Annotated in this window: 25 protein-coding genes, 1 pseudogene and 1 riboswitch; of the genes and pseudogenes, 10 read left to right on the top strand and 16 right to left on the bottom strand. The window is 62.6% G+C overall.

The features are described from left to right. Positions 1–43 precede the first annotated feature (43 nt). The 4 genes from AYM40_RS02740 to aspT (AYM40_RS02725) all read right to left on the bottom strand — a co-directional run bounded on the left by AYM40_RS02740 (position 44) and on the right by aspT (AYM40_RS02725) (position 6,653). Positions 44–1,273 (bottom strand): pyridoxal-phosphate-dependent aminotransferase family protein, encoded by a 1,230-nt coding sequence (locus AYM40_RS02740; RefSeq protein ID WP_063497808.1) that lies wholly within the window; start codon positions 1,271–1,273, stop codon positions 44–46. A gap of 111 nt (positions 1,274–1,384) precedes the next feature. Next, the gene (locus AYM40_RS02735) at positions 1,385–3,049 is read right to left on the bottom strand and encodes a bifunctional aspartate transaminase/aspartate 4-decarboxylase (RefSeq protein WP_063494875.1); all 1,665 of its coding nucleotides are present in this window, start codon (positions 3,047–3,049) and stop codon (positions 1,385–1,387) included. A gap of 111 nt (positions 3,050–3,160) precedes the next feature. Next, entirely contained in the window at positions 3,161–4,843 is a 1,683-nt protein-coding gene (gene aspT / locus AYM40_RS02730) for an aspartate-alanine antiporter (RefSeq protein WP_063494874.1), read from the bottom strand. 127 nt (positions 4,844–4,970) lie between these two features. After that, on the bottom strand, positions 4,971–6,653 hold the full coding sequence (gene aspT / locus AYM40_RS02725; protein WP_063494873.1) for an aspartate-alanine antiporter: 1,683 nt from the start codon (positions 6,651–6,653) through the stop codon (positions 4,971–4,973). Between the two features lie 502 nt (positions 6,654–7,155). Here aspT (AYM40_RS02725) and AYM40_RS37885 point away from each other — a divergent pair. Further along, positions 7,156–7,341 (top strand): annotated as a pseudogene (locus AYM40_RS37885) (NAD(P)-dependent oxidoreductase); the annotation flags it as partial. A gap of 36 nt (positions 7,342–7,377) precedes the next feature. Here AYM40_RS37885 and AYM40_RS02715 read toward each other — a convergent pair. Then, the gene (locus AYM40_RS02715; protein WP_063494871.1) at positions 7,378–7,995 is read right to left on the bottom strand and encodes a plasmid fertility inhibition factor family protein; all 618 of its coding nucleotides are present in this window, start codon (positions 7,993–7,995) and stop codon (positions 7,378–7,380) included. A gap of 76 nt (positions 7,996–8,071) precedes the next feature. Here AYM40_RS02715 and AYM40_RS02710 point away from each other — a divergent pair, with 76 nt between their 5' ends. From AYM40_RS02710 to AYM40_RS02700, 3 genes are all read left to right on the top strand, one after another. After that, the gene (locus AYM40_RS02710) at positions 8,072–8,896 is read left to right on the top strand and encodes a crotonase/enoyl-CoA hydratase family protein (protein WP_063494870.1); all 825 of its coding nucleotides are present in this window, start codon (positions 8,072–8,074) and stop codon (positions 8,894–8,896) included. A 235-nt stretch (positions 8,897–9,131) separates the two neighbouring features. After that, a complete protein-coding gene (locus tag AYM40_RS02705; RefSeq protein ID WP_063494869.1) occupies positions 9,132–10,298 on the top strand; it encodes an MFS transporter in 1,167 nt (388 codons plus the stop codon). A 129-nt stretch (positions 10,299–10,427) separates the two neighbouring features. Continuing rightward, positions 10,428–11,588, top strand: coding sequence for an MFS transporter (locus tag AYM40_RS02700; protein WP_063494868.1), 1,161 nt, complete (start codon positions 10,428–10,430; stop codon positions 11,586–11,588). A 121-nt stretch (positions 11,589–11,709) separates the two neighbouring features. On the opposite strand, the gene fahA is transcribed toward AYM40_RS02700, so the two are convergent. Next, entirely contained in the window at positions 11,710–13,038 is a 1,329-nt protein-coding gene (gene fahA / locus AYM40_RS02695) for a fumarylacetoacetase (protein ID WP_063494867.1), read from the bottom strand. Further along, on the bottom strand, positions 13,035–14,381 hold the full coding sequence (hmgA, locus tag AYM40_RS02690; protein ID WP_063494866.1) for a homogentisate 1,2-dioxygenase: 1,347 nt from the start codon (positions 14,379–14,381) through the stop codon (positions 13,035–13,037). Before hmgA ends, fahA begins: the two co-directional genes overlap by 4 nt. A gap of 373 nt (positions 14,382–14,754) precedes the next feature. Here hmgA and AYM40_RS02685 point away from each other — a divergent pair, with 373 nt between their 5' ends. Then, positions 14,755–15,588 carry an EAL domain-containing protein gene (locus AYM40_RS02685; protein WP_063494865.1) on the top strand — a complete coding sequence of 278 codons (834 nt, stop codon included), beginning with the start codon at positions 14,755–14,757 and terminating at the stop codon, positions 15,586–15,588. 31 nt (positions 15,589–15,619) lie between these two features. On the opposite strand, the gene AYM40_RS02680 is transcribed toward AYM40_RS02685, so the two are convergent. Next, positions 15,620–16,405, bottom strand: a complete 786-nt coding sequence (locus tag AYM40_RS02680; protein ID WP_063494864.1) for an IclR family transcriptional regulator — start codon at positions 16,403–16,405, stop codon at positions 15,620–15,622. A 105-nt stretch (positions 16,406–16,510) separates the two neighbouring features. Here AYM40_RS02680 and AYM40_RS02675 point away from each other — a divergent pair, with 105 nt between their 5' ends. After that, positions 16,511–17,701 carry an acyl-CoA dehydrogenase gene (locus AYM40_RS02675; protein ID WP_063494863.1) on the top strand — a complete coding sequence of 397 codons (1,191 nt, stop codon included), beginning with the start codon at positions 16,511–16,513 and terminating at the stop codon, positions 17,699–17,701. A 147-nt stretch (positions 17,702–17,848) separates the two neighbouring features. Here AYM40_RS02675 and AYM40_RS02670 read toward each other — a convergent pair whose 3' ends face one another. Continuing rightward, complete coding sequence (locus tag AYM40_RS02670) at positions 17,849–18,502, bottom strand: peroxiredoxin (protein ID WP_063494862.1); 654 nt, start codon at positions 18,500–18,502, stop codon at positions 17,849–17,851. A gap of 358 nt (positions 18,503–18,860) precedes the next feature. On the opposite strand from AYM40_RS02670, the gene AYM40_RS02665 reads away from it, so the two are divergent. The 3 genes from AYM40_RS02665 to AYM40_RS02655 all read left to right on the top strand — a co-directional run bounded on the left by AYM40_RS02665 (position 18,861) and on the right by AYM40_RS02655 (position 20,313). Continuing rightward, positions 18,861–19,163 carry a DUF883 family protein gene (locus tag AYM40_RS02665; protein ID WP_028198798.1) on the top strand — a complete coding sequence of 101 codons (303 nt, stop codon included), beginning with the start codon at positions 18,861–18,863 and terminating at the stop codon, positions 19,161–19,163. Positions 19,164–19,320: 157 nt separating this feature from the next. Further along, the gene (locus tag AYM40_RS02660) at positions 19,321–19,707 is read left to right on the top strand and encodes a phage holin family protein (protein WP_063494861.1); all 387 of its coding nucleotides are present in this window, start codon (positions 19,321–19,323) and stop codon (positions 19,705–19,707) included. A gap of 126 nt (positions 19,708–19,833) precedes the next feature. Further along, positions 19,834–20,313, top strand: coding sequence for a DUF3318 domain-containing protein (locus AYM40_RS02655; protein WP_063494860.1), 480 nt, complete (start codon positions 19,834–19,836; stop codon positions 20,311–20,313). A 77-nt stretch (positions 20,314–20,390) separates the two neighbouring features. On the opposite strand, the gene AYM40_RS02650 is transcribed toward AYM40_RS02655, so the two are convergent. The 7 genes from AYM40_RS02650 to glyA all read right to left on the bottom strand — a co-directional run bounded on the left by AYM40_RS02650 (position 20,391) and on the right by glyA (position 25,171). Then, positions 20,391–20,822, bottom strand: a complete 432-nt coding sequence (locus AYM40_RS02650; protein WP_063497807.1) for a type IV pilin protein — start codon at positions 20,820–20,822, stop codon at positions 20,391–20,393. Between the two features lie 10 nt (positions 20,823–20,832). Further along, on the bottom strand, positions 20,833–21,387 hold the full coding sequence (locus tag AYM40_RS02645) for a pilus assembly PilX family protein (protein WP_420488470.1): 555 nt from the start codon (positions 21,385–21,387) through the stop codon (positions 20,833–20,835). 20 nt (positions 21,388–21,407) lie between these two features. Beyond that, on the bottom strand, positions 21,408–22,217 hold the full coding sequence (locus AYM40_RS02640) for a PilW family protein (RefSeq protein ID WP_063494858.1): 810 nt from the start codon (positions 22,215–22,217) through the stop codon (positions 21,408–21,410). Beyond that, positions 22,214–22,585, bottom strand: a complete 372-nt coding sequence (locus AYM40_RS02635; protein ID WP_236720883.1) for a hypothetical protein — start codon at positions 22,583–22,585, stop codon at positions 22,214–22,216. The genes AYM40_RS02640 and AYM40_RS02635 overlap by 4 nt, the downstream gene beginning before the upstream one ends. An 83-nt stretch (positions 22,586–22,668) precedes the next feature. Beyond that, positions 22,669–23,229, bottom strand: coding sequence for a GspH/FimT family pseudopilin (locus tag AYM40_RS02630; protein WP_420488456.1), 561 nt, complete (start codon positions 23,227–23,229; stop codon positions 22,669–22,671). A gap of 205 nt (positions 23,230–23,434) precedes the next feature. After that, on the bottom strand, positions 23,435–23,917 hold the full coding sequence (nrdR, locus tag AYM40_RS02625; RefSeq protein ID WP_027799387.1) for a transcriptional regulator NrdR: 483 nt from the start codon (positions 23,915–23,917) through the stop codon (positions 23,435–23,437). A gap of 6 nt (positions 23,918–23,923) precedes the next feature. Then, complete coding sequence (gene glyA / locus AYM40_RS02620; protein ID WP_063494856.1) at positions 23,924–25,171, bottom strand: serine hydroxymethyltransferase; 1,248 nt, start codon at positions 25,169–25,171, stop codon at positions 23,924–23,926. A gap of 166 nt (positions 25,172–25,337) precedes the next feature. Continuing rightward, positions 25,338–25,446: riboswitch (ZMP/ZTP riboswitch) on the bottom strand. 238 nt (positions 25,447–25,684) lie between these two features. Here glyA and ydfG point away from each other — a divergent pair. Next, entirely contained in the window at positions 25,685–26,431 is a 747-nt protein-coding gene (ydfG, locus tag AYM40_RS02615; protein WP_063494855.1) for a bifunctional NADP-dependent 3-hydroxy acid dehydrogenase/3-hydroxypropionate dehydrogenase YdfG, read from the top strand. Positions 26,432–26,441 lie beyond the last annotated feature (10 nt).

The following is a 26,441-nucleotide window of genomic DNA, read 5'->3' as shown; positions in this document are numbered from 1 at the left end:
AAACAAGCATGCAGACAAACAACCGCCACCACAGGCAAAACCCTCACTTCCCTTCCGACAACCCACGCTCAAGCGCCGCCACGCCAGCCGGCAACTCAACCTTAACGCCAAGGTCCACCATCGTTCGCCCGAGCGCGTGCAAGGTTCTGAACAGGTTGTGCTCCCGGCACTGCTCGCCCATCTGTCCGATACGTACGATCGGCAAACCGAACGAACCCGAGATTTCCACCTGGTGATGCCGCGAGATGTGGCCGCAGATATCCGCAGGACTCAAGCGCTCCGGCACGACGATGCCGACCACCGAGTTCAGCCGGCAAGGCGCCGGTGCATAGAGCTGCAAGCCCAGCGCAGTGATCCCCGCCTGAAGCGCCACCGAGCACTTCAAGTGGCGCGCAAAGCGCTTTTCGAGCGTCTCCGCGCACACGAGACGCAGCGCCTCGTGCAGTGCCAACACACCCGACACCGGCGCCGTGTAGTGATAGCCGGCGTTGTGCCAGAAATTTTCCGCAAGCGACGCGTCGAGGCACCAGTGCGCGTTCGGCGCCGTGCGGCCTTTCACGCGCGCCCATGCCTCATCCGAAAACGCGATCAGCGAAACACCCGGAATCGACGACAAACCCTTCTGCCCGCCCGTAATCACCGCATCGATACCCCACGCGTCCATCTCCAGCGGCATCGTGCTCAACGTACACACCGCGTCGACGATAACCAGCGCACCGGCTGCTTTCGCGAGCGCCGCAATGTCCTTCAAATGATGGTTCCACACGGTATTGGACGTCTCGCCCTGCACTACCGTGACGATCTCCGGGCGCTCGCGGCGAATCGCCTCGGCGACCTTTTCAAGGCTCGCTACTGTGCCGTCCTCCACGTCGAGCATGGCAACGTGCGCGCCGACGCGCCGCCCCATCTCCGCCATCCGCTCGCTGAAAAAACCGTTCCTGATGCTCAGCACTTTCGTGCCTTCCCAAGCGAGGTTGGAGATCGCCATTTCCATCGCGGCAGAACCCGGCCCCGCCACCCCCAGCACCCACTTCGAATTCGTCTGAAATACGTAGCGCGCCATGGTCTTTACCTGGCCGATCACCTTCACCATCGTGCTGCCCAGGTGATTGATCACCACCGTATTAGCCTTGGCAACCGCCGCGGGAATCGGCACGGGGCCGGCGCCCATCATCAGCAACGGCTCTTCGGGAAGAATGGCGTCGAGCGACTCGACAACCGGACAGGGCACAGTGTAGGAAACGGGTGCGGCAGATGTGGATGAAGTCGGCATGATCGGCACGTAAATGTCAGGGCGCAAAGGAACAAGCGGCCCCGCCAGCAATGACACTGGCGGGGCCGTTCGTCCGATCATTCACCGATCCGCGCGATTGCGCAAGTTTTTTCACTTCACCTTGGACTTATCGAGCTTCTTGCCGGTTGCTGCGTTATACCGCTCGACATATTCCTCGATCAGCTTGCGCATCGCGCGGCCGATCTGCCGATAGTCCGACTCGTTCAGATTGGCTAGCGACACCCGTCCCGACGGATGCTGCGTACCGAAGCCGCGGCCCGGCAGCAACACCACGCGCGCTTCGCGCGCGAGGCGGAACAGCAATTCGGACGGCTCGGTGTTCTTCAGCAGCCAGTCGACGAACTCGCGCCCGAACATGCGCTCGCCGAGGAACTCGATGTCGAGAATCGTGTAGTAGTCGACCTGGTTCGGATCGTTGTCCTCGAACGAAATGCCAACCTCTTCGTACAGCGCCTGCTTGCGCTTGCGGATCAGGCGCTTCAACGCGTTCTTGTACGCGTCGGGCGTATCCATCAGCGAGAACAGCGAGAACAACACCATCTGCACCTGCTGCGGCGTCGACAAACCCGCCGTGTGATTCAGCGCGACAGTCCGGCTGTCGGCGACCAGCCGGTCGATGAGCTTGAGCTTTTCCGGTTCGGTCGTGATCGATTCATAACGTTCGTGCAACTGCTTCTTCGTGTCCTTCGGCAGTTCGGCGATCAGCTTGTCGAGCACGTTGTCGCGATGCGTCGCGATCACACCGAGACGCCAGCCGGTCGCGCCGAAATATTTCGAGTACGAGTACACCAGAATCGTGTTCTTTGGGCACAGCGCAAACAGCGAGACGAAGTCGTCGGCGAAGGTGCCGTACACGTCGTCGGTCAGAAGGATCAGATCGGGGCGCTCCTTCACAATCTCCGCGATGTATTCAAGGCTCTGCGTGTCCATCTTCACCGAGGGTGGATTGCTCGGATTCACAAGGAAGAACGCCTTCACCTTTGGATCGCGCAATTTGTCGAGTTCCTTCTTCGAATACTGCCAGCCGTTGGCGACGTCAGCTTCGACATTCACGACGTTCAGCTGATAGTCGTTCAGGCGCGGAATTTCAATGTACGGCGTGAAGATCGGTAAGCCAAGCGCAATCGTGTCACCCGGCTTGATCAGGTGATTCTCGCGCATCGTGTTGAAGATGTACGTCATCGCCGCCGTGCCGCCTTCCACCGCGAACACGTCGAACTCGCCGACAAACGGGTGGTTGCCGATCATCTCCTTGCGCAGATACTGCCCGACAATCAGTTCGGACAACTTGAGCATCCGGTCCGGCACCGGATAGTTCGACGCGAGAATCCCCTCGCACATTTCATAGAGGAAGTCGCCCGCGGAGAGTCCAAGCTGATCGCGCACATACGACACGGCGCCACGCAGAAAGTCGATGCCGGGCACGCCCTTGTATTCGCGCAGGAACAGATCGAAGCGTTCCGTGAGCCCTTCGCGGCGCGGGAAACCGCCGACCCCCTCGGGCATGAATGCAAACGAACGCTCCGATTCGCGCATCGCAAAGAGACCGAGTTGCCAGAAACCGTGGCGCGGAATCGTCGCGAGGAAGTTGGGATTGCCACGGCCGGCGTTGAGCATCGATGCGTTAGCTGCACGCTCTACCGCGCCGCCGCCGGCGGCCTTGATCAGTTCGTCCTTGAGTTCGAACGGGCTGAGCGCCGCAAAGCCGGCTTGGGCCATGTCGCCTTGTTTCTTGCCGCTTTTCTCTTTTGCCATGATGCGTTCTCCAATGTGCAAGTGAATGACGCCGGCGTCGCGCGTGATCGTTCAGTTGACGCCGGCGTGCAGAGATCGATAAATGTGTGCGCCAGACCAGACTGAGCCAGGCTAAACCAGGCCGACCACGAGCGGTCCGAGCAGTGTCAATGCGACGTTCGCAATCGCATACGTGATCGCGAACGGCACGGTCGGCACGGCGCTTTCCGCCTTGTCGAGCACGCCGCCGAATGCCGGGTTCGCGCTGCGCGAGCCTGACAGTGCTCCGGCCAGAATTGCCGCGTTTTTGTAGCCCAGCACGTAGCGGCCGAACAGCATCGTCAGCAGCAGCGGGAACAACGTGACGAACACGCCGAGCAGGAAGATCGTCATGCCGCTCGCCTTGACCGTCACGACCGCCTGCAAGCCGGAATTCAAGCCGACCACCGCAACGAACGCCGCGAGACCAAAGTCCTTCAACAACTGCGAAGCCGCTGTCGGCATCACGCCGTACATCGGGTGCTTGCCGCGCATCCAGCCGAACAGCAAACCGGCCAGCAGGCAGCCGCCACCCGAGCCGAGCGTGAGCGGAATGCCGCCCACGCTGATGACGATCAGCCCGATCAGCAGACCGAGCACGAGGCCGACGCCCATATAGATGAAGTTGGTCTTGTTGCTATACGGCAGCTCGTAGCCGGCGGCATCGACGGCGCGTTTGGTGTCTTTCGGCGAACCGTAGAAGGTGATCACGTCGCCATGCTCGAGCCTGGTTTCGGGCAGGATCGGCAGTGGCTGGCCAGCACGCGAGACGCTCTGGATGTAGACGCCGTGGCGCATGTCGCGATCCACGACTTCGCGTGCGGCGGCGATCGTCGTGTGGTTCATGCCTTTGCGTGTGAACACGCCTTCGCGCGTCTGCATCACGACGCCAATGTCCTCGACGTTGGCGATCTCGTTGCCGTTCGCGCCGAATGCGACCACCGCCTCGCGGCGGCCCACCACCAGCACTTCGTCGTCGAGTTGCAACGCAAGGTCGGCCGTCGGCTCGAGGTTCTTGCCATCACGCTTGATCCGCTCGACCGTCAACATGTCCTGATGCAGGGTCTCGACTGCCTTGACCGTTTTCCCGGCGCTGACATCGATTCTGTACGCACGCCCCACCAGTTCGGGTAATGCACGAATCTGCCCCGCGCCGAGTGACGACGAACCTGCTGACAGTTCGCGCTCCGCTTCGATCGACGCCTCGCGCAGCCCTTGCCCCATGAATTTCGGCAAGATGTTCACGCAGACGATGATCGCGCCGAGCGAGCCGAACACGTAGGTCACGGCGTACGCGATTGCTACGTCGGATTGCAGCGACTTGACCTGATCGACGGGCAGACCGAGACGCGCGATTGCGTCGCCGGCCGTGCCGATAATCGCCGACTGTGTCAGCGCGCCGCCCGCGAGCCCTGCTGCGAGGCCCTTGTTCAGATGGAACAGCTTCGCGCAAACCACCACGGTGATCAGCGCGGAGACGGCAAGAAACACCGCCATCGCGATCTCACGCAGCGTCTTGCGGTTCAGCGAGTTGAAGAAGCCCGGCCCGGAGTCGTAGCCAACCGCATAGATGAATACGGCGAACATCACCGATTTCACGCCGTTGTCGATCGTCACGCCTGCCTGGCTGATTACGACCGCGGCCAGCAATGAACCGCCCACACCGCCTAACTGGAATTTGCCGAAGTTGATCTGCCCGATGAAGTAGCCGGCTGCAAGCGACAGAAACAGCGCGATCTCGGGTGATTTCTGAAAAATGTGATGTAGCCATTCCATCATGCCCTCGCTAGATATAGTTTGCAATGCTGAGTACTTTGTGCTGGGTGCTGCATATGCATACGGACCTCACGGCATCCGCATGCACTCGACCGCGCGCCACGCCGCGCGCAGTCCATCTGGCCGCCTAGCCGAACTTCCCGGCGAGGCCGACTACGATCGGCCCCATCAACGGCAACAGAATGTTCGAGAGTGCATAGGTGATCGTGTAGCCGATCACCGGCGTCGAATTGCCGGTCACGCCGACCAGCGCGCTGATCGCCGGCGTACTGCATTGCTGGCCGGCAATGGCGCCAAGCAGCATGGGCGTTTCGAGCTTGAGAAACACGCGGCCGATCCAGAGCGACAGCAAACCGGGCACGAGCACCATCAGAATGCCGGCGACAGGCAGCGCCAGACCGTATTCGCGCACCAGCTTGATGGCATCGGGTCCTGCCGATAGCCCAACGGCGGCAATGAAGGTGGCAAGGCCGAAATCCTTGAGAATTTGCGCGGCAGCCGAAGGCAAGGAACCGACCAACGGATGGCGCGAGCGGATCCAGCCGAACAGCAGCCCCGAGAGCAGACAGCCGCCGCCCGTGCCGAGCGCGATCGACACGCCGCCGATGCGTCCGCCGAGATGGCCGATCGCCATGCCGGCCAGCACGCCCAGGCCTAGATAAACGAAGTCGGTTTTCAGGGTCGCGGGGAGCACGTAGCCCAGACGCCGCGCGCCACGTTCGATGTCGGCCTTCGCGCCCACCAGCGTCAGCACGTCGCCGCGATTGAGCTCGGTGCCGGGCAGCGCGGGCACCGTGGTTTCGAGCCGCGTGACGGCCGCGATATAGACGCCGCGCCCTTCTTCCGGCTTCGCCCGTTCGCGCACCTGCGCAACCGTCAGGCCGTGCGCCTCGCGGCGCGTCAGCACGACGTCGAGTTTCTCCACCATGAACTGGCCGAAGCCGGCGTCCGCCACCTCTTCGCCGAGGCTCGCCGCCGCGGCCACGATCGCTTCGCGCCGCCCAGCCACGAGCAGCAGGTCGCCAGCGGCCAACGCCAGTTGCGGCTCGGCCGGCACGTCGGCTCCGTCGCGCCGAACCCGCTCGATGGTCAGGTTGAAGCCGTGCGTCTGTTCGAATGCAAAGATCGTCCCGCCGGCCGCCTTACCGGCCCGGAATGCGCGCCCCACGAGCGCCGGCGCCGCGGCCCGCTGACCCTCGCCGAAGGCGCCGTCGCCGCCGAGCTTGCGCCACACGCGCTCGGCTTCATCGCGCAAATTGACGCGCAGCAGCAACGGTGCGAACTGGCTGGTGAACAGGACGATGGTGACCAGTCCGAACAGGTAGCTCACGCTGTATGCGGTCACGATATTGGCCTGCAAACGCAGCGTCTCGGCGTCGCTGAAGCCGAGCTTGGCGATCGCCTCGGAAGCCGTGCCGATCACGGCCGACTCTGTCGCGGCGCCGGCCAGCAAGCCGGCCGCCGTGCCGGCGTCGAGCCGCATCACGAAGACCGCGATCATGATCAGCAGCAGCACCGACACGATCTCGACCACCGACAGCAAGCCGTAGCGCCAGCCCCGGCCAATATTGGCAAAGAACTGCGGGCCGCCGGTGAAACCCAGCGCGAAGATAAACAGCGCGAATGCGATGTTCTTCAGATCGGGGGCAAGCCGCGCGCCCGTTTGACCCAATATCAAGGCCACGATCAACGTGCCGCAGACGCCCCCGAGCTGAATTGGCCCCATGCGAAACGAACCAATGAAATATCCGATTGCAAGGCTTGCGAACAGCGCGATCTCCGGTTGAGATCTCAGCAATTCACCGATCATGTTGGCTCGCCGATTTACGGTTTATTAGCAGAGAGATGAAAAACTCTCTCTGGAATTTGAAGCGAATTCGCTCCGAGCCGCCACAACTCGGAAATAACGCATCCGGCATAACCGGATTCCATTGAATGGAAACTTTATGGCAATGGCATGACGCTGTTGGCGTCAAAAAAAACATGCCGCAATGCAGCAACGATGGCGAAATAGTTTTCAGCAAGCTCGACAGTCACGCATTCCTCGCGAAGTTGTCTAACGCATTTAAAAAGACATGTCCTGCTGGTGGCCAGTTTTCAGCACGATATGTTCGTGCATTTTCGAAACCTCTTTTTTAATAAATATTGTAGTTCGACACGGCTGTCAATATGATTTTCAATTGCAGCCATTTGCGCTTCGCAAAAGAGGATATTTAGTAAATGCCGATATGGTTTTCAGACTGCGCATCGCGCGCGGAGGTCATTACCCCTATAGGGCGATATACTGACCCGCCCGCATGCCGTGCCGTAAGTCGAAAATGAAGCATGGCGCGATGCCGATCAATACCGGGCGCGGCGGCCTTGTCGAAAGCAATGCGCTGAGCGGCGCGTTGAAGGACGGCCAGCTCGGCCATCTCGGGCTCGACGTGTACGAGGAAGAAGGCGGCCTCTTCTTCGAGGACCACTCGAACCCGCCGTTGCAGGACGACGTGCTGGCAAGCCGGCACGCCGCGCAATGTCGTGCCGGCGCGAAGTTAGGCGTTGCCGCCGCCATCCACCGTGGTCGGGCGGATCGCCGTGCGGGCGTCGTCCGGGGCGCCGCACATCTCGCGCAGCAAGGCCGCCTCGCGCTCGTGCACTTCCACCGGAAACCAGCGCGCGCCCGCGTCGACCAGATAACGCGCACGATGCTGGCCATTGCGGAACGCCACCACGCCTTCGCGCTCGATACCGAACCAGCCCAGCAGACCGGGCGCGCGACGCGTCGAAATCGTCACATACGGCATCTGCGGAATGCGCGAATTGTCCGGATCGAGAAACTCGCGAATGCCTCGCACCTTGCCCGCATGCCATTCGGTGACCGGCTTCAAGACATAGTTGGTGTTGTCGCGATCGGCGCATTCCAGCAGTTTGCGCGCGTCGACCATGACCACCCGATGGCGCGTGCTGTCAGTCACGAAAACGCGTTTCAGGCGCACATGGTCGTACCATGGATGGTCATGCAGAGGCACGGTCCAGACAGTCTCGGCTAAGGCCGGCGCGGCTGCGGGCGATGAATTGGGCAAGGGCAAAGACAGGCTCGATGAGCTAGCTAAAAAACGCCAGCGCGTTAAAAGAGCGCTAACGCTACGAGCGGATTGTGAAAGATGCATGACAACCAACGGTATTAGTCGAACTGCATGAGCATCCGCCTTGAGCAGCCGGACGCAAACCTTTACGGACACAACGATGATAACCCCGCAAAATTCGAATCAACACGTGCGCATCGAAGCCAACGAGGACACCGGCATCGCCACCATCGTGCTCGACCGGCCTGCTCGGCGCAATGCGGTCGACCGTCCTACCGCGCAAGCGCTCACCGCCGCCTTCCAGCGTTTCGAAGCGGAGCCGGCATGGCGCGTGGCCGTGCTGTTCGGCGCGGGCGGCACCTTCTGCGCCGGCGCGGATCTCAGCGCGCTCGCGGAGGAGACCCGCCGCAACGAGCTGCACGCCGACGGCAGCGGTCCCGGCCCAATGGGACCGACGCGCATGAGCTTCAGCAAACCGGTGATCGCCGCGATTGCCGGATATGCGGTCGCGGGCGGCCTCGAACTGGCCGCGATGTGCGATCTGCGCATCGTCGAAGAAGATGCGGTGCTCGGCGTGTTCTGCCGGCGCGTCGGGATTCCGCTGATCGACGGCGGCACGATCCGCTTGCCGCGTCTGATCGGGCTATCGCGGGCGCTCGACCTGATTCTGACCGGCCGCCCGGTGCAAGCGCAGGAAGCGCTCGGCTTCGGTCTCGCCAACCGCGTCGTGCGTAAGGGTGAAGCACGCGCGGCGGCGGAACAGTTGGCCGCTGAACTGGCGGCCTTTCCGCAGGCGGCGCTGCTGGCGGACCGCCGCTCCGCGTTGGAAAACAGCACACTCGATGATCTCGCCCTGGCGCTGCGGCGCGAAGGCGCCAGCGGCTATCCGGCGGTATTCGACGAGGGCGTTGCAGGCGCTGCACATTTCGCCGAAGGCGCCGGCCGTCACGGCAACACTTTCAAGTCGGACGAAAGCACCTCATAAAACAGCGTCATTCCGTTGGGCAGTGCGCTTCAAAGCGCATTGCCCGGCGCACTCCACAGCGCTCCAAGGCAGCTTTCAACAAGAAACAACAGCCAGCTTGACGCTCAGCAAGGCGGTTTTGACTTAGGTAGAATCCCCTACTGTTTTCCCCTCGCATGGCGCATGCGTTCTCGCCCCGAAAAATGCGCGCCTGCCGCACGACGCTTCCCGTCGTGCCGATTCACGCTCCGTCATCATGCCTTTACCCCTGCTCGCCCTTGCCATTGCCGCTTTTGGAATCGGTACCACTGAATTCGTGATCATGGGGCTGCTGCCCGATGTCGCGCGCGATCTGTCCGTGTCGATCCCGGCGGCCGGCATGCTGGTGTCGGCTTATGCGCTCGGCGTCACCATCGGCGCGCCGATCGTCGCGATCGCCGTGGCCAACATGCCGCGCAAAAAGGCGTTGATGAGCCTGATCGGCGTCTTTATCGTCGGCAACCTGCTGTGCGCGATCGCGCCCGGCTACGCGGTGCTGATGGCCGCGCGCATCGTCACGGCGTTTTGCCATGGCGCGTTCTTCGGCATCGGTTCGGTAGTCGCGGCCGGTCTGGTCGCGCCGAACCGCCGCGCGCAGGCCATCGCGCTGATGTTCACCGGCTTGACGCTCGCCAACGTGCTCGGCGTGCCGCTCGGCACAGCGCTCGGTCAGGCGGTGGGCTGGCGCGCGACCTTCTGGGCTGTGACCGGCATCGGCATTCTTGCCGCGGGCGCGCTCGCCGTATGCCTGCCGGCGAAGATCGAGATGCAGAAGGCGAGCCTCGTGCGCGAGTTCAGCGTGTTGAAGAACCCGCAAGTGCTGATGGTGCTCGGCATCAGCGTGCTCGCGTCGGCCAGCCTGTTTTCCACCTTCACCTACATCACGCCGATTCTCGAAGACGTGAGCGGTTTCACGCCGCACGCGGTCACGTTCGTGCTGTTGTTGTTCGGCCTCGGCTTGACGGTGGGCAGCACGCTCGGCGGCAAGCTCGCGGACTGGCGGCTGATGCCCTCGCTGGTCGCGTTTCTGCTGGCGATCGTTGTCATCCTGACCATTTTCGCCGGCACCATGCACGCTGAGATCCCGGCCATGATCACGATCTTCGTGTGGGGCGTTCTGGCCTTTGCGATTGTGCCGCCGCTGCAAATGCTAATCGTCGACCGCGCGAGCCATGCGCCGAATCTGGCGTCGACCCTGAATCAAGGCGCGTTCAACCTCGGCAATGCAACGGGCGCGTGGCTCGGCGGCATGGCGATCGGCGCGGGCGCGCCGCTCACCACGCTGCCGTGGGTCGGCGTGGCGACCTCGATCGGTGCGCTGGCGCTGACGCTGTGGTCGGTGTCGATCGACCGGCGCGCGCAACGGATGGCGGTAGCCGGGTAGGCTCGAACAGCTGCCGCCCCAAAGCCAACGGCCGCATCTCCGAAGGCGACACTCGTTCGCGCTCATCTTGGTTTTACCCAATCCGCACACAGGTGCGAATGACCCGCGGCCGTAGTAGCATCTCGGCCGATGAAAGTCATCTTCACTCGCGATTTCCTCGCGCTGATCCTGAGTGTTGCCGTCGTCGGACTCGGCAGCGGCGCCACGCTTCCCCTCACCGCCCTCGCGCTGACGCAAGCCGGCTATGGCACCGACGTGGTCGGCCTCCTGACCGCCGCGCAAGCGGGCGGCGGCCTTGTCGTCGTGCCGGTGGCCGGCTGGATCGCGGCGCGCTTCGGCGGGCGCCAGGTGATCGTCGGCGCGGTGCTGGTGGTGGCGCTGGCAACCGCGCTGATGCAACTCACATCGAACCTGTGGCTCTGGGCGGTGTTGCGCGTGCTGTGCGGCGCGGCGCTGATGCTGCTCTTCACGATCAGCGAAGCATGGGTCAACCAGCTCGCCGACGACGCCACCCGCGGCCGGGTCGTCGCGATTTACGCAACCCACTTCACGCTATTCCAGATGGCGGGCCCGGTGCTGGTGAGCCAGATCGCTGACTTCATGCACTGGCGCTTCCTGATTTGCGGCGCGCTCTTCCTGCTGGCCTTGCCGGCGCTCGCCAGCATCCGCAAGACGCCGCAGGCGTCGGAGGATGAACACGCGGCGCACGGCAGCTGGCGTCATGTGCTGCCGCAGATGCCGGCACTCGTGATCGGCACGGGCTTTTTCGCGTTGTTCGACACGATCGCGCTATCGCTACTGCCGCTCTTCGCGATGTCGCACGGCATAACGAGCGAGGTGGCCGTGCTGTTCGCGTCGGCCCTGCTGCTCGGCGACACGACGCTGCAGTTTCCGATCGGCTGGCTCGCCGACCGGCTCGGCCGCGAACGCGTACATGTCGGCTGCGGTGTGATCGTGGTGGTGCTGCTGCCGTTGCTGCCCTGGGCGATCAATTCGCCGTGGCTGTGCTGGCCGTTGCTCTATGTGCTCGGCGCGACCGCTGGGGCGATCTATACGCTGTCGCTGGTCGCCTGCGGCGAGCGGTTTCGCGGTGCCGCGCTGGTGTCGGCGAGTTCGCTGGTGGGGGCGTCCTGGAGCGCGGCCAGTTTCGGTGGGCCGCTGGTGGCCGGCGCGCTGATGAAGGGTGTCGGCAACGATGCGATGGTCGGCGTTCTGCTGGCCGGTGCCCTCGCGTTTCTTGCTGCCGCGCGGTGGGAGAAGCGGCGTGCGCCGGCGGGGGCGATCGGCTGACGGTCGGGCTGCGGGGCTGCGCCGCTGTCGTGTGATTGCGCTGTTGCATGCCCCGATGCTGGTACGCAAACGGGGAAGCCGCAATGGCTTCCCCGTTTTTATTGCGCGTCCTTCTTCCGCGTTACTTCTGCGCCGGCAGAATCTCCCCAACACACGTGCCGAACCCCACGCGGTACCCATCACCCTGGCACCATCCGGCAAGCGTTAGTTCGTCGCCGTCTTCGATAAACCCTCGCGTGCCGCCTTCCTTCAGCTCCAATGGATTCTTGCCGTTCCATGTGGACTCGAGCAGGCTGCCGCATGAGTCGGCCGTCGGGCCGCTGATCGTGCCCGAACCCATCAGATCGCCAACCCGCGTATTGCAGCCCGATACCGTGTGATGCGCGAGCTGTTGCGCCATCGTCCAGTACATGTACTTGAAGTTGGTCCGCGAGATCGTGGTTGCCTGCTTTGCCGTCTTCGGCCGCAGCGTCACTTCCAGCGAGATGTCGAACGCGTGCTTACCGTCGTGGCGCAAGTAGGCCAGCGGTTGCGGCTCCTGCGTCGGCTGCTCGACGCGGAACGGTTCAAGCGCGTCGAGCGTCACGATCCACGGCGAGATCGTCGTCGAGAATGTCTTCGCATTGAACGGGCCGAGCGGCACGTATTCCCATTGCTGAATATCGCGCGCGCTCCAGTCGTTGAGCAGCACCATGCCGAAGATGTGCGCTTCGGCATCGGCACAGGCAATCGGCTCGCCCAGTGCATTGCCGCCGCCGATCACGAAACCCGTCTCCAGTTCGATATCGAGCTTGCGGCATGCGCCGAACACCGGACGTTCCTGATCCGGCAGTTTCAACTGGCCGTTGGGCCGCCGCACCGGCGTCCCGCTCACCACCACCGACGATGCGCGCCCGTTGTAGCCGATCGGCATCTCCGACCAGTTCGGCAACAGCGCATTCTTCGGATCGCGAAACATCGAGCCGACATTCGTCGCATGCTCCTTCGACGAGTAGAAATCGGTGTAGCCTGGAATCTGCACGGGCAGATGCAGTTGCGCGCCGGCCTGACGCACGAGTGCTTTCGAACGCAAGGCGGCGTCGTCGCGCAAGGTCGCGGTGTCGCGCGCCAGCAGATTGCTCAACTGGATGCGCACGCTGCGCCATGCATCGCGGCCAAGCGAGATGAAATCATTGAGGGTGTCCTGCTCGAACGCCTGGTCCTTCGTCGCGATCAATTGATCGGCCGAGGTGATCGGGAGCTTGAGCAGGCCGGCGGACTTGAGGACAGACAGATCGACGATCTCGTCGCCAATCGCCACGCCCACGCGGCGCGCCGCGTTGGTCTTGTCGCTGAAGATGCCGAATGGCAGGTTCTGGATCGAAAAATCGTTGGTCGAGTCGTTAGCCGACTCGACCCAGCTCTTGCGCGACGGATCGAGCGTCGCCTGAAGATCGCTCAATGCGCTCATCGTTGCTCCGGGTTGAAGTGTTTCTTGAGACCTTGCCAGCACTCGTAGTAATCCGCCTGCAGTTGCGCCGTTTCGAGTGCGAAGCGGGTCGGTTTGATCAGCGTGCGCGTTTCGAACATGAAGGCCATCGTGTCGCCGACTTTCTTCGGCGTGGACGTATCGCTATGCGATGCTTTCTCGAAGGTGTCCGCGTCCGGCCCATGACCGGACATGCAGTTGTGCAGACTCGCGCCGCCCGGCACGAAGCCCTCGGCCTTCGCGTCGTACACGCCGTGCACGAGGCCCATGAATTCGCTCGCGACGTTGCGATGGAACCAGGGCGGACGGAACGTATCTTCCGCCGCGAGCCAGCGCGGCGGGAAAATCACGAAATCGATCGTATCGACACCCGGCGTGTCGCTCTGCGATTGCAGCACCAGAAAGATCGACGGGTCCGGATGGTCGAAGCTGATCGAGCCGATCGCATTGAAGCGGCGCAGATCGTATTTGTACGGCGCGTAGTTGCCGTGCCACGCCACCACGTCGAGCGGTGAATGGCGGATATCCGCGCGCCACAGGTTGCCGTTCATCTTGGCGACGAGTTCGAAGTCGCCTTCGCGGTCTTCGTAAGCAGCATGCGGCGTGAGGAAATCGCGCGGATTGGCGAGCCCGTTCGAGCCGATCGGGCCGAGATCCGGCAGACGCAGCAGCGCGCCGAAGTTCTCGCAGATATAGCCGCGCGCGGCGCCGTCCGGCAGGCTCACCGCGAAGCGCACGCCGCGCGGGATCACCGCGATCTCGAACGGTTCGACGTCGAGTTGGCCCATTTCGGTGGCGATATGCAGGCGGCCTTCCTGCGGCACGATCAGCAATTCGCCGTCGGCGCTGTAGAAGAAGCGATCCTTCATCGAGCGATTCGCTGCGTACAGGTGGATCGCGCAGCCGTTCATCGCTTCGGCTGATCCGTTGCCGGCCATCGTCACCCAGCCATCGACGAAATCAGTCGGCTCAGTGGGCATCGGCAATGCGTCCCAGCGCAACTGGTTGGGCGGCGTAGGTGGCACCTCGGCGAAGTTGGCGACGAGCCGGTCCGACGGTAGCTGCGTGAACGGCTTGTGGACCGCCGCCGGGCGAATCCGGTACAGCCACGAACGGCGGTTGTGTCCACGCGGCGCAGTGAATGCGGTGCCCGACAATTGCTCGGCGTACAAGCCATAGGCCGCGCGTTGCGGCGAATTGCGGCCTTCGGGCAGCGCGCCCGGCAAGGCCTCCGTGGCGAATTCGTTCGCGAAGCCCGACTGATAACCCGGCTCGATTTCGAGCCGCGAGCCAGCGGTATTCGGTGTGCGGGTTTGGGTATCCATGCAAGGTTCTCCGTTAATACTTGATCTGGCGGCGTGCGCTGTCTGCCTCAGGCCGCCCGCGGCCCGGATGGGCCGCCGTGTCGCCGTGTCGCCGCGGCCAGCGCGATCGCCAGCAAGGCGGCGCACAGAATCGGCACCACAGTCGCGCTGCAATTTACGTATAGTAAAATGAATTACGAATAGTGAAATTAACGTATACCCTGGAAGCTAGCGGCGAAAACCCCGGCAGCCCGCTGTGACAAGCGTTCGGCCGATAACGTTATGAGCATTTTGTTCAAGTGCGCGCGACGCGGACTGCTACCATCAGTGCATGCGGCGACCGAGTCGCGTTGCCGAGCGCCGAGTTCGCACCTATCGCCATCCATTCGCCTACATGATTCCGCCGACCATCCCCAGCCTGATTGCCCGCGCCGCCGATCACCCGTTTCTTGGCGAACACCTGGTAATGGGAACAGGTGTGCATAGCGAGGTCGCGCTGGCGCAGTGCGACGGCTTCGAACTCGCCAGTGCCTATGAGCCGATCTTCGACATCAGCGTGCATGCGTTGGCGCAGTCGTTGTCGTCGGGCGCCGAAGGCGTGGATCGTTTCGGCGATGAACTCGGGTTTCAGGCGGTCACGCGGCGTCTCGACGGCGAGCCCTTTGATGTCTTCGATCCCTTCGACCGTATCGCCGACGATCAGGAACTGGTCGCGCTAGACCGCATGTCACGCGCACTGCACGCAATCAATTTCTTCGGCGCGCAGCGTCACGGGCTGCTGTTTCTGCGGGTGCACGAACGCCTGCTCAAGAGCGTCAAGTACGATCACGGACGGCATTTCTCGAGCGTGCTGTTGTCGTTCGGACTGAACCCGTCGCGCGTGGTCATCGAGTTGCCGGCGGCTGCGGTCGCGCATAAGACATTCCTCGGCTATCTGACCAAGAGTTATCAGCGCTACGGCTTCAAGGTGGCGGGGAATCTTTCGAACGCGGGGCAGATTCTGTCGGTGTCGGAAACGGCGCGGCTCGACTTCATCAAGATGGATGCGGCGATCGCGTTGCGCGATGCGATGGTAAAGCCGCTAGTCGGCTATGCGAGCCGGCTGCGGATTCCGCTGATCTTCAATCGGGTGGTGGATGAGCCGCAATTCCTCGCGCTGCAGCAGTACGATGTGCGCTTCGTGCAAGGGCCTTTGTTCACCGCGCATTATCATGATCGGGCGGCGTGATTGAATTAGCCTGGGGTTAGCTGCCAACGCTTCAGCCGGTATCCCCCAAACGGCGCGCTAGCGCCTTCAGGCGCGGCGCCACGTTTTCCCGAAACACCTCCTCCCCCATCGACGACGCCGGCCCGCTGCAACTCAGCACCAGCCAGCGGCCCTCGCGCGGCTCGCGAAACGGCACCGCGACCGCGTTCACGTCGTCGTGCCACGCGCGGAACGAATAGCAGCAGCGTTCCTGCGCGAAGGCTTCGATTTCCTTTTCGGCATCCGCCAGCAAGGCAGCGCCCTCTTTGCCGGCGGCCTTCTTAAGCTCGACCAGCAACGCGGCGCGCACGTCCAATGGCTGCACCGCCAGATACGCGCGCCCCATCGAACTCGTCAGCATCGACAGTTTTGAACCGGAGGCGAGTCCGAGCGTCAGCGCGGTTTCGCTGCGGATCGTCTCCAGATAGATCATGTCGAGGCCGTCGCGGCACCCGAGCGACACCGCCGCGCCCACCTCGCGAGCGAAGGCGCGCATATGTGGACGCGCGAGTTCGAGCGTGTCGGTGCCCGAGAGCAGCGCGAAACCTAGCGACAGCACGCCGGCGTCGAGCGCATATTTACCCAGAGTTTCGTCGAGCCGCAGATAGCCGAGCACGGTCAGCGTGTAGGCCAAACGGTTGACGGTCGCCTTCGGCAAACCCGTGCGTTCGACGAAATCGCGATTGCCGAGCATCGTTTCGCCCGGCTTGAACGCGCGCAGCAAGTCCAGCCCACGTGCGAGGGCGACGACGAATTTGCGCTCGTCGAGCGGGTCGGAGAGAGTAGATGTAGGCGTCATGGGGTGGTACACTCGGACGTGGTTTGCAAAACATTGTTCCGCATAGCGGAACTTAAGTCAAGCTCAAATCCGTTTTAGCCAAGCTAAGGAATCAGGAGATACGTCATGGCAGAGGCCGCGCAGTTTCACTGGGAAGACCCGCTGCTGCTGGATCAGCAGCTCACCGAAGACGAACGCATGGTGCGCGACGCCGCCGCCGCTTACTCGCAGGACAAGCTGCAGCCGCGCGTGCTCGAAGCGTTCCGTCACGAGAAGACCGACATCGAGATCTTCCGCGAAATGGGCGAACTGGGCCTGCTCGGCCCGACGATTCCCGAGCAGTACGGCGGCCCCGGTCTGAACTACGTGGCATACGGTCTGATCGCGCGGGAAGTGGAGCGCGTCGATTCCGGCTACCGGTCGATGATGTCGGTGCAGTCGTCGCTCGTGATGGTGCCTATCTACGAATTCGGCTCGGAAGCGCAAAAGCAGAAGTACCTGCCGAAGCTCGTTACCGGCGAATGGATCGGCTGCTTCGGCCTGACCGAGCCGAACCACGGCTCCGATCCGGGCAGCATGATCACGCGGGCGAAAAAGGTTGACGGCGGCTATTTGCTGTCGGGCTCGAAGATGTGGATCACCAATTCGCCGATCGCCGACGTGTTCGTCGTGTGGGCGAAGCTCGAGGAAGACGGCAAGGATTCGATCCGCGGCTTCATTCTCGAGAAGGGCTGGAAGGGACTGTCGGCGCCGACCATCCATAGCAAGGTGGGTTTGCGCGCTTCGATCACCGGCGAAATCGTGCTCGACGACGTGTTCGTGCCGGAAGAGAACCGCTTCCCCGAAGTCAGCGGCTTGCGCGGTCCCTTCACGTGCCTGAACTCGGCGCGTTACGGTATTGCGTGGGGCGCGCTCGGCGCGGCTGAAGCATGCTGGCATACCGCGCGTCAATATGTGCTGGATCGCAAGCAGTTCGGCCGGCCGCTCGCCGCAAACCAGTTGATCCAGAAAAAGCTCGCCGACATGCAAACCGAAATCACGCTCGGCCTGCAAGGCGTGCTGCGCCTCGGCCGCATGAAAGACGAAGGCACTGCCGCCGTCGAAATTACGTCGATCATGAAACGCAATTCGTGCGGCAAGGCATTGGACATTGCACGGCTCGCGCGCGACATGCTCGGCGGCAACGGTATCTCCGACGAATTCGGCATTGCACGGCATCTGGTCAATCTGGAAGTCGTGAACACGTACGAAGGGACGCACGACATTCACGCGCTGATCCTCGGGCGCGCGCAAACGGGGATTCAGGCGTTTTTCTGATGCGCTGATTGCCTTGATCGCGGCGTTTCGTTCTGGCCGCTGAATGGAAAATCGGAAAGTAGATAACGTAGAAATGAAAAAAGGCCGGTTCTTTTGAACTGGCCTTTTTTCGTTGCGGCGCCGCGCTGAAGCTAACGGCGCGCTTCGTCACGCATCAGCCGCTTGCTTGTTGGGCTGCGGCGTCATGCGCAGGTACGGGCGCAGCGCCTTGTAGCCCTTCGGGAATTTCTGCCTGATGACTTCCTCATCCTTCAACGACGGCACGATCACGACGTCGTCGCCCTGCTTCCAGTTGCCGGGCGTGGCGACTGAGTGGTTATCGGTGAGTTGCAGCGAGTCGATCACGCGCAGCACTTCATCGAAGTTGCGCCCGGTGCTGGCCGGGTATGTAATGATCAAACGCACCTTCTTCTTCGGATCGATCACGAACAGCGACCTGACCGTGAGGGTTTCATTGGCGTTCGGGTGGATCATGTCGTACAGCTCGGAGACCTTGCGATCGCCGTCAGCGAGAATCGGGAAGCCGACATTGGCGGCCTGCGTCTCGTTGATGTCCTTGATCCATTCCTTGTGCGACTCGGTGCTGTCGACCGACAACGCAATCGTCTTCACATGGCGCTTCTCGAATTCGCCGGCCAGCTTCGCCGTCAAGCCCAGCTCGGTCGTGCAGACCGGCGTGAAATCAGCGGGGTGCGAGAACAGCACGCCCCAACTATCACCCAGCCATTCGTGGAACCTGATGCGGCCGACACTCGACTCCTGTTCGAAATCCGGTGCGATATCGCCAAGACGTAGACTCATAAGGCAGCTCCTTGTTTGTATTCGGACATTCCGCGCGAGCATTCGCCCGCGACGCCGCGCTAAAGCGCGCCAGGCAAAAGTACAGCATACGGGAGTGAAGGTACACAACGAACCAACATCGCATCACTACTTTATGCGTTTTTGTAATTTTCACCGATTTAGTGGAAACTTTGCGGGACAGATCAACTCCATCTTAGGCAAACTTTGCTGCACGGTGCCGCAAAGGTGGACTTTTTAAGGCTTTGCTTCAACCGGGAACGGTTCATGCGTTCGTTTTCGTGAATCTGGCGCCACGCTCGCCAGCGGTCGTTTCTTTGGTTACGATTCACGCGTGGCGTGAGACGAAAGGGAGCTGTCAATGTCGGAAGTCAACAAGGAGAGATTGATGTCGGATATCAAAACCGTCCTCGCGGACGCTGAAGATTTGCTGAAACAGGCCGCGAGCGCCACCGGCGAGCGCGCTTCGGAACTGCGTGAAACGGCGCTTACGCGCCTGAAGCAGGCTAAGGAAAAGGCGGCTGACGTGCAGGTCGTGGTGGTCGAGAAAGGTAAGAAGGCCGCACGCGCCACCGACGATTACGTGCATGAGCATCCGTGGGCATCCATCGGCATCGCCGCGGGTGCCGGCGTACTGCTGGGGCTGTTGATCAACCGCAAGTAACACTGCCGACACTGCTGACACTGGTGAGGCTGCCGGGGCGAATCGCCTCCGGCGCACCAGCGAATCAAGTTGACCGGCGCACGCCTGGCCGGTCCGCTTTTCTTGGCGCGCTCGTTTTCACGCGCCCGTTAGGCCACCACGCGCAACGCCCATAGCCATGACGATCGAAACACCATCGCAGCACGGCGAACATAGTCCGTTGCGCCGTATCATCGGATCCGTGTTTGCCATTTTGCAAACGCGGCTTGAACTGGTCGGCATCGAACTCGCCGAAGAAAAAGATCGTCTGATCGGCGTGCTGTTCCTCGGCCTCGCCGCCATGATGCTCGCGACAATGGCCTTGATCGCATTGACGGCCCTGATCGCCATCGCGTTCTGGGACACCTACCGGTGGCAGGCGCTCGCCAGCATCACGGCGGTTTATGCCATTGCGGGAATAGCCTGTGCACTGAAAGCGCGCAGCGGTTTGCGCAATGCCCCGATGGTGTTCGAAGCCACCCTTGCCGAGTTCGAAAAAGACCGCGACGTGTTCCGCAAACCGTGATATGGCAGGCGTAATGGGCTCATGGGCATACCTCAAACGCCCTGCGCCTTTGGAGACACTTCGCAAACACATCGAGCGATTTGCAGCACTGTTTGACCGCTCCACTTCCACTGCCGCCGACACGCCATGAGCCAAAGCCATTCCGATACCGCATTTCGCAACAAACGCTACCAGGCCAAAGATCTGAGTGCGCCGCATCTGCGAGCGCTGCGCAAGGAATTGCTGCTGGTGCGCGCGGATGTCGAGCGCATGGAACTCGTGCAGGCGACCATCGAATTGCGGAAGGCTGTCACCCACTTCAGCTGGCTCAAATTCATTTTGCCGGGCTTCGGTGGCATGCGCGTGGGTCGCGGATCGAATACGAGCTTCCTCAACGCAGCGAGCATCGGCGCACTCCTCAAACAGTATCCGCTCATCAGTTCGATCGCTTCGCTGCTGTTGGCCAAGCCATTACGCGCGACTATTACAGCGGGTGCAAAACCCGCGCTCAAATGGGGCAGCCTTGCGCTTGCCGGCTGGGAAGCGTATCGAATCTGGAAGCAGATGAAGAGCGAATCCGCCACGTCGACCGACGACAAGAAAGAGGCTGCTGATAGCGGGTACTGAAACGCGGCCCAAGAACGGTCTATTGGCGTGCCATTGCGTTTTGATTCCCTGGTCGGCTCGTTTCCCGGTAGTGCTCCCTAGCGCGCATTCCAGCACTCACCGCTTGCCGGCGCTGTACCGTTTGCAGCGCTTCTATTGCCCCGCAACCCTGTCGCATCCAGAGTGAAGGTGCCGCACGCATCGTCGCGCATTGGGCCGATTTCGGCCGGCGCTGCCTCGACCGAGTAGCCACCGTTTGCGTCATCCGCCGGCAGCACGTGCAACCGGTAGATTGGCGTGCCGAATTGCGGCGCCTGGTCCAGACCCGGCGGCAATGTCGCGGTGCCATCGCCTGCCGCTCCCTCGACAAACTGTGCTGCCCGATAAAGGGCGGACGCCGCGTCGATCCTGTGTGTTCGCGCGACATGGCTCCGGTACGAGGGCACGGCAAACACGACGAGTGTGGCAGCAATCGCCAGCGCGACCATCAGTTCCAGTAGCGTAAATGCGGATGCCTGCGGCCTTGTCATGAACTTCCCGTCAAAATGGGCGCGCGGCGACGCGGCGCCAATGGTGCTCGATTTGTTCACCTGCGATCACGAGCTCCATTTGCAACCACACCTGCGACTCTTTGGTCCGGCCGAAGCCACGCGAAGTCAGTAAATAGGCTCGGGCATCGGCGCGAGTGCCGAGACGCCACGCTTCGATCAAGCATTGCGGCGCACGCAGCGATCCGGGCCATTGCGCGACAGGCGCGACGGCGCCGGCTTCAAAGGCGGCTTCGTGCTTCCATTGCGTCGGCTCGCCGGGTGAGAGTGGCACCGCGGGCCGCGGCTCGAAAGCTGCCGCGGCCACCACGCTCCGGGCGCAGAGGGTCAGCGCCGAATCCGCGGCATGAAATGCCTGCAAATAGTCGCGCACGTTGCTCGAGCCGCGTGCCGCCGCAAGCGTTGTTTCGAACCAGGCCGCGGAGGTGGTCAACATCATCGCGGAAATCAGCAGGACGATCGGCAGCACGGTACCGCGATTGCAAACGCGTGATCTGCGACCGGTACAGATAAGACATGCCAAATATTTCGACGACGCACGGTGCATTGAATCGCGCAGTCCTCGTGTCACAGTGGATCCTCCGCGTGATTGCGTATCGCCACCCGCCGCCAGAAAGCCTGCCGTGCCCGCATGTCGGCGCCAAGAGCGCTCGCGCCGTCGCAATCGACATAGCGCACACGCCGTCCTTGTGGCGCTCCGCGGACGAGCACGCAGAGATCGACGGCGACGATCTTTGCCCATTGACCGGCCGTCACCCCCGACGCGTCTATTGCAGTCAGGCCGCCGGCCAGCCAGTACTTGAGCCGCACTCGCTCGACGCCTTCAACCAGCGGCTGCGCGGACCCTGCCTTGCCATTGCCTTCGCAGTAAAGTTCCGGCTCGCCCGTCGACCCGCTGACCCTGGCGAAGTATCGGTTGACCACCAGCACGCCCTGCCCCTCGAGTGCCGCATGGTTGTTCGTTACAGCCTGGCCGAGGCAGTCGGTCGATTGGCCGGTCGTTGACGGCCACGTCGAAACGTTGTCCCCGACATAGCGAATCGCGATGCCGTCCGAGCGGCTCGGCAACGCCTCGCAGGCAACGCTGTCGTCCGCGCCGGTCGGGCGCCCTTCCGAACAGCCGAATAAGGGTGAGGGACTATTGAACCTCATGACATCCGCGGGCACGAAACCGGCCATTTGAAGTTGCTGGCCCATCAGCGTAAGCGCGGTCAGGCCAGCATCGCGGATCCGCATCGCATCGCCCGCGCGTTCGAACACGTTACGCTGGGTTGTATAGAGCGAGACCGTGCCGGCGGTTACCACCAGTCCGAGCGCAATTGCGATCACAAACTCGACGAGCGTATGACCACGCGCGATATCTATACGCTGCGTCATTTCGCGAACGCCAGCGCAACGCATGAGGAGCCTCCGGGAACATCTGCGCCGCCGCACGACTCGGGCTTGTCGATGACAGCGTCGGCGCGCGGCGTGTCACGCAGGGCCGTCCACGTGACACGTGCGGCAGACACGCCGCTGCTTTCCCCGACCGACGCTTCGCCATGCGGCAACCGGGCCGCTGCACGGGCGCTCCATTGCCTGATCGCAGAATCGCCTGCCGAGGCCTCGCGCATCGCTTCGGCGACGGAATCGGCTATCCATGCCGCGTGCTCGCGCATTGCCATCGCACGGGCTTCGCGCGCGGTCCACAATTGACCGGCGATCAACCCGAGCGCCGTCACTGCCATCAGGGCAACGGCCAGCATCACTTCGATCAGCGAACTGCCTCTATGCCTTGTTGAGCACCTTGCTGGGCAGCTGCGCGACCATGGGTTCGACAGATATCGGCTCACGATGCCGCTCCACACGCGCCCTCGACGATTCGCGCGCGCCCGCCCGCCGCGATGCGGATGCAGCGCCGCCATTTGTTGCCCTGAGTCGCTTTCGACGGTACGCGCGGCGCAATATCAAAGCTGCGAAAAGTGCCGATCAACTGCCCAGCCGGTGGTGTAAACGTGAGGTTTGTCTGCGTCCCGGTAATGCTGACCGCTGCGAGCAAAGGATGCGCGCGCAGTAGCGAGAGCGTGCCACCGCGCTCGGCCAATACGGCCCAGCCGCACGACCAGTCCGTGACGCCGTTGCCACAAGTTTGCCCTGCGGCAAGACAATGCCGCGCCGCGTCGATTCGGCACACCGTGACACGAGTACCGCGGCGCAACGCTTCGCTGCGCGCATAGGCGAGCGTTGCGGCCAGCGCTTTCGCGCGTGCGTCGACCTGGTCCCGCAGGTGCCATGCAACGAACGACGGCGTCGCCATCACCGCGAATACCGCCAGCAGCGCGACAACAGCCAGTGTTTCGACAAGCGTAAAGCCGCGGTGCGGCCTCAAACAGACTGCATGCCATTTCATCTGCATCCCTGATCGTTTCAAAGAATGCCGCCAATGTAGCGACTCGCAAACGGGTCAACAATCGGCCGAATGGCCAGCTGGCACTCAGACGCTATCCCGCGCAAAAATGCACGCGTGACGAACCATAACGGGAGCGGAGATGCAGATGCGCAAACCTACGCAGCGGAAAACGGAACCTGGCGCGCCACTTCAGGCGCGACAGCAATCAGCGCTTGCGGGACGGCTTGGGAGGAGAAGAGGCGCGGCGAAATTCTTCGATCACGTCCTCGAATTCGGAAACGTCTTCGAAGCGCCGGTAGACAGAGGCGAAACGAACATAGGCAATCGTATCGAGCGCACGCAGCTCGTTCATCACGAGTTCGCCGAGGCGCTCGCTGCGCACCTCACGCTCGCCGCTGCCGAGCAGTTGATACTCGATGCGGGCGACTGCCGCGTCGATCGCGTCCGCTGCCACCGGGCGCTTGCGCAGCGCCAGCTGCATGCTTGCGACGATCTTGCGGCGATCGAATTCCGTGCGGCTGCCATCCTTCTTGACGACCGACGGCAACGCCAGCTCGACCCGCTCATACGTCGTGAAACGTTTGTCGCAGGCCGGGCAGCGGCGGCGCCGGCGAATCGTCGCGCCGTCTTCGGATACGCGGGAATCCACAACCTGCGTATCGGCGTGACGGCAGAAGGGGCAGTGCATGGCGGCTTAGCGGTAAACCGGGAAGCGCTGGGTCAGCTCGGCGACTTGCGCGCGCACACGTTCAATCGTGGCAGTGTCTTCCGGGTTGTCCAGCACGTCGGCGATCAGGTTACCTACCTGCTCCGCTTCCTTGACCCCAAAGCCACGCGTGGTCATGGCCGGCGAGCCGAGACGCACACCGCTCGTGACGAACGGTTTTTCCGGGTCGTTCGGAATCGCGTTCTTGTTGACCGTGATGTGCGCCGCGCCGAGCGCAGCTTCCGCTGCCTTGCCGGTGATTTTCTTCGCGCGAAGGTCGACCAGCATCACGTGGCTTTCGGTGCGGCCCGAGACGATGCGCAGACCACGCTTGACCAGCGTTTCAGCCAGCACGCGCGCGTTCTCGACGACTTGCTGCTGATACGTCTTGAACTCCGGCGACAGGGCTTCCTTGAACGCGACGGCCTTGCCGGCGATCACGTGCATCAGCGGACCACCCTGAATGCCCGGGAATATTGCCGAATTGATCTGCTTTTCGAACTCGGCTTTCATCAGGATCACGCCGCCGCGCGGGCCGCGCAGGCTCTTGTGCGTGGTGGTGGTGACGAAGTCGGCATGCGGCACCGGGTTCGGATAGACGCCCGCGGCGATCAGACCCGCGTAGTGCGCCATGTCGACCATGAAGTACGCGCCAACCGACTTGGCGATCTTCGACATGCGTTCGAAATCGATACGCAGCGCGAATGCGGAGGCGCCAGCCACGATCAGCTTCGGCTTGTGCTCTTGTGCGAGCTTTTCAGCCGCGTCGTAGTCGATGTCTTCGGCTTCGTTCAGGCCGTAGCTCACCACGTTGAACCACTTGCCCGACATGTTGACCGGCGAACCGTGCGTCAGGTGGCCGCCGTGCGCGAGGCTCATGCCCATGATCGTGTCGCCCGGCTTGAGCATGGCGAAGAACACGCCCTGGTTCGCCTGCGAGCCGGAGTTCGGCTGCACGTTGGCGGCTTCGGCGCCGAACAGTTGCTTGACGCGGTCGATCGCCAGCTGCTCGGCGACGTCGACGTATTCGCAGCCGCCGTAGTAGCGCTTGCCCGGATACCCTTCGGCGTACTTGTTGGTGAGTTGCGAGCCTTGCGCAGCCATCACGGCCGGGCTCGTGTAGTTTTCCGACGCGATCAGTTCGATGTGCTCTTCCTGACGGCGGTTTTCCTGCTCGATGACCTTCCAGAGTTCAGGATCGACGTTGGCGATGGTGCTTTGGGCTCTGTCAAACATACGGATTCCGTTGAATGTGTTCAGGTTGACCGGATCGTGCGCCGAATCTTGCGTAGAGGGTACGCAGCGCTGCTGGCGGCTGGGCCAGCCCTGACGTGGCGGATGGAGAGTCGCCGCACACGCGAGGCAGGACAGCCACCGACAGCGCAGATCAATGCGCGCGGATCACGGCTGCCCAGGCGAACGGCAAAACGGCACCCTGCGCTTCACGGTGGGTTGTTCCACCTTGAACCCGATTGCTTGAACCGGTTCTATCGCCAGTCACGCAGGGATGAGCGCGTTAGTTTATTGGAAGCGGATCGAATAGGCAACCGGCTTCCTGCCGGCACGGCGGGCGCTCGCGCAGGCGGTTGTGACGCCGCCGCAACCGGCGCACAAACATCCGATGAAAGCGCGCCTGGAATCCGCTCTGCGCCCCTGCCACAGCCGCTTGTACGGCTGGTTCATCCTTGCCGCAGCGCCGCATTGGAAGTAGGCTTGGGACCTTTCTCTTTTACCAACCAGGGAACTGCAATGATCGTGTTCGTTACCGGAGCGTCCGCGGGATTCGGCGCCGCTATCGCTCGTGCTTTCGTCAAGGGCGGCCATCGTGTCGTCGCTACCGCGCGCCGTAAGGACCGCCTGCAGGCACTCGCCGACGAACTCGGCGACGCCCTTCTGCCATATGAGCTCGACGTGCGCGACCGCGCCGCTGTCGAAGCCGTGCCGGCCTCGCTGCCCGCCGATTTCGCCGCGCTCGATGTGCTCGTCAACAACGCCGGCTTGGCGCTCGGCGTCGAGCCGGCGCAAAAGGCAAGCCTGGATGAATGGAGCACCATGATCGACACCAACTGCACGGGCCTCGTGCAGGTCACGCACGCGCTCCTGCCCGGCATGGTGGAACGTAACCGCGGCCACATTTTCAATCTGGGTTCGGTGGCCGGCCGCTGGCCGTACGCGGGTGGCAATGTCTATGGCGCCACCAAGGCGTTCGTGCGTCAGTTCAGCCTGAACCTGCGCGCCGATCTGGCCGGCACCGCACTGCGCGTGACCGACATCGAGCCGGGCCTGTGCGGCGGCACGGAGTTCTCGAACGTGCGTTTCCGCGGGGACGACGAAAAAGCGGCCAACGTCTATCAGAATGTGCAACCGCTGACGGCGGAAGATATCGCCGACTCGATTTACTGGATTGCCACGCGTCCGGCGCACGTCAATATCAACACGATCGAGCTGATGCCGGTGGCCCAATCTTTCGGCGGCTTGACCATCCAGCGCGGTTAAGCGCGGCCGA

Source organism: Paraburkholderia phytofirmans OLGA172, from assembly GCF_001634365.1.
Lineage (GTDB): Bacteria > Pseudomonadota > Gammaproteobacteria > Burkholderiales > Burkholderiaceae > Paraburkholderia.
The sequence above is the reverse complement of the archived record's forward strand: the minus strand, read 5'-3'. Positions and strand labels throughout refer to the sequence as shown.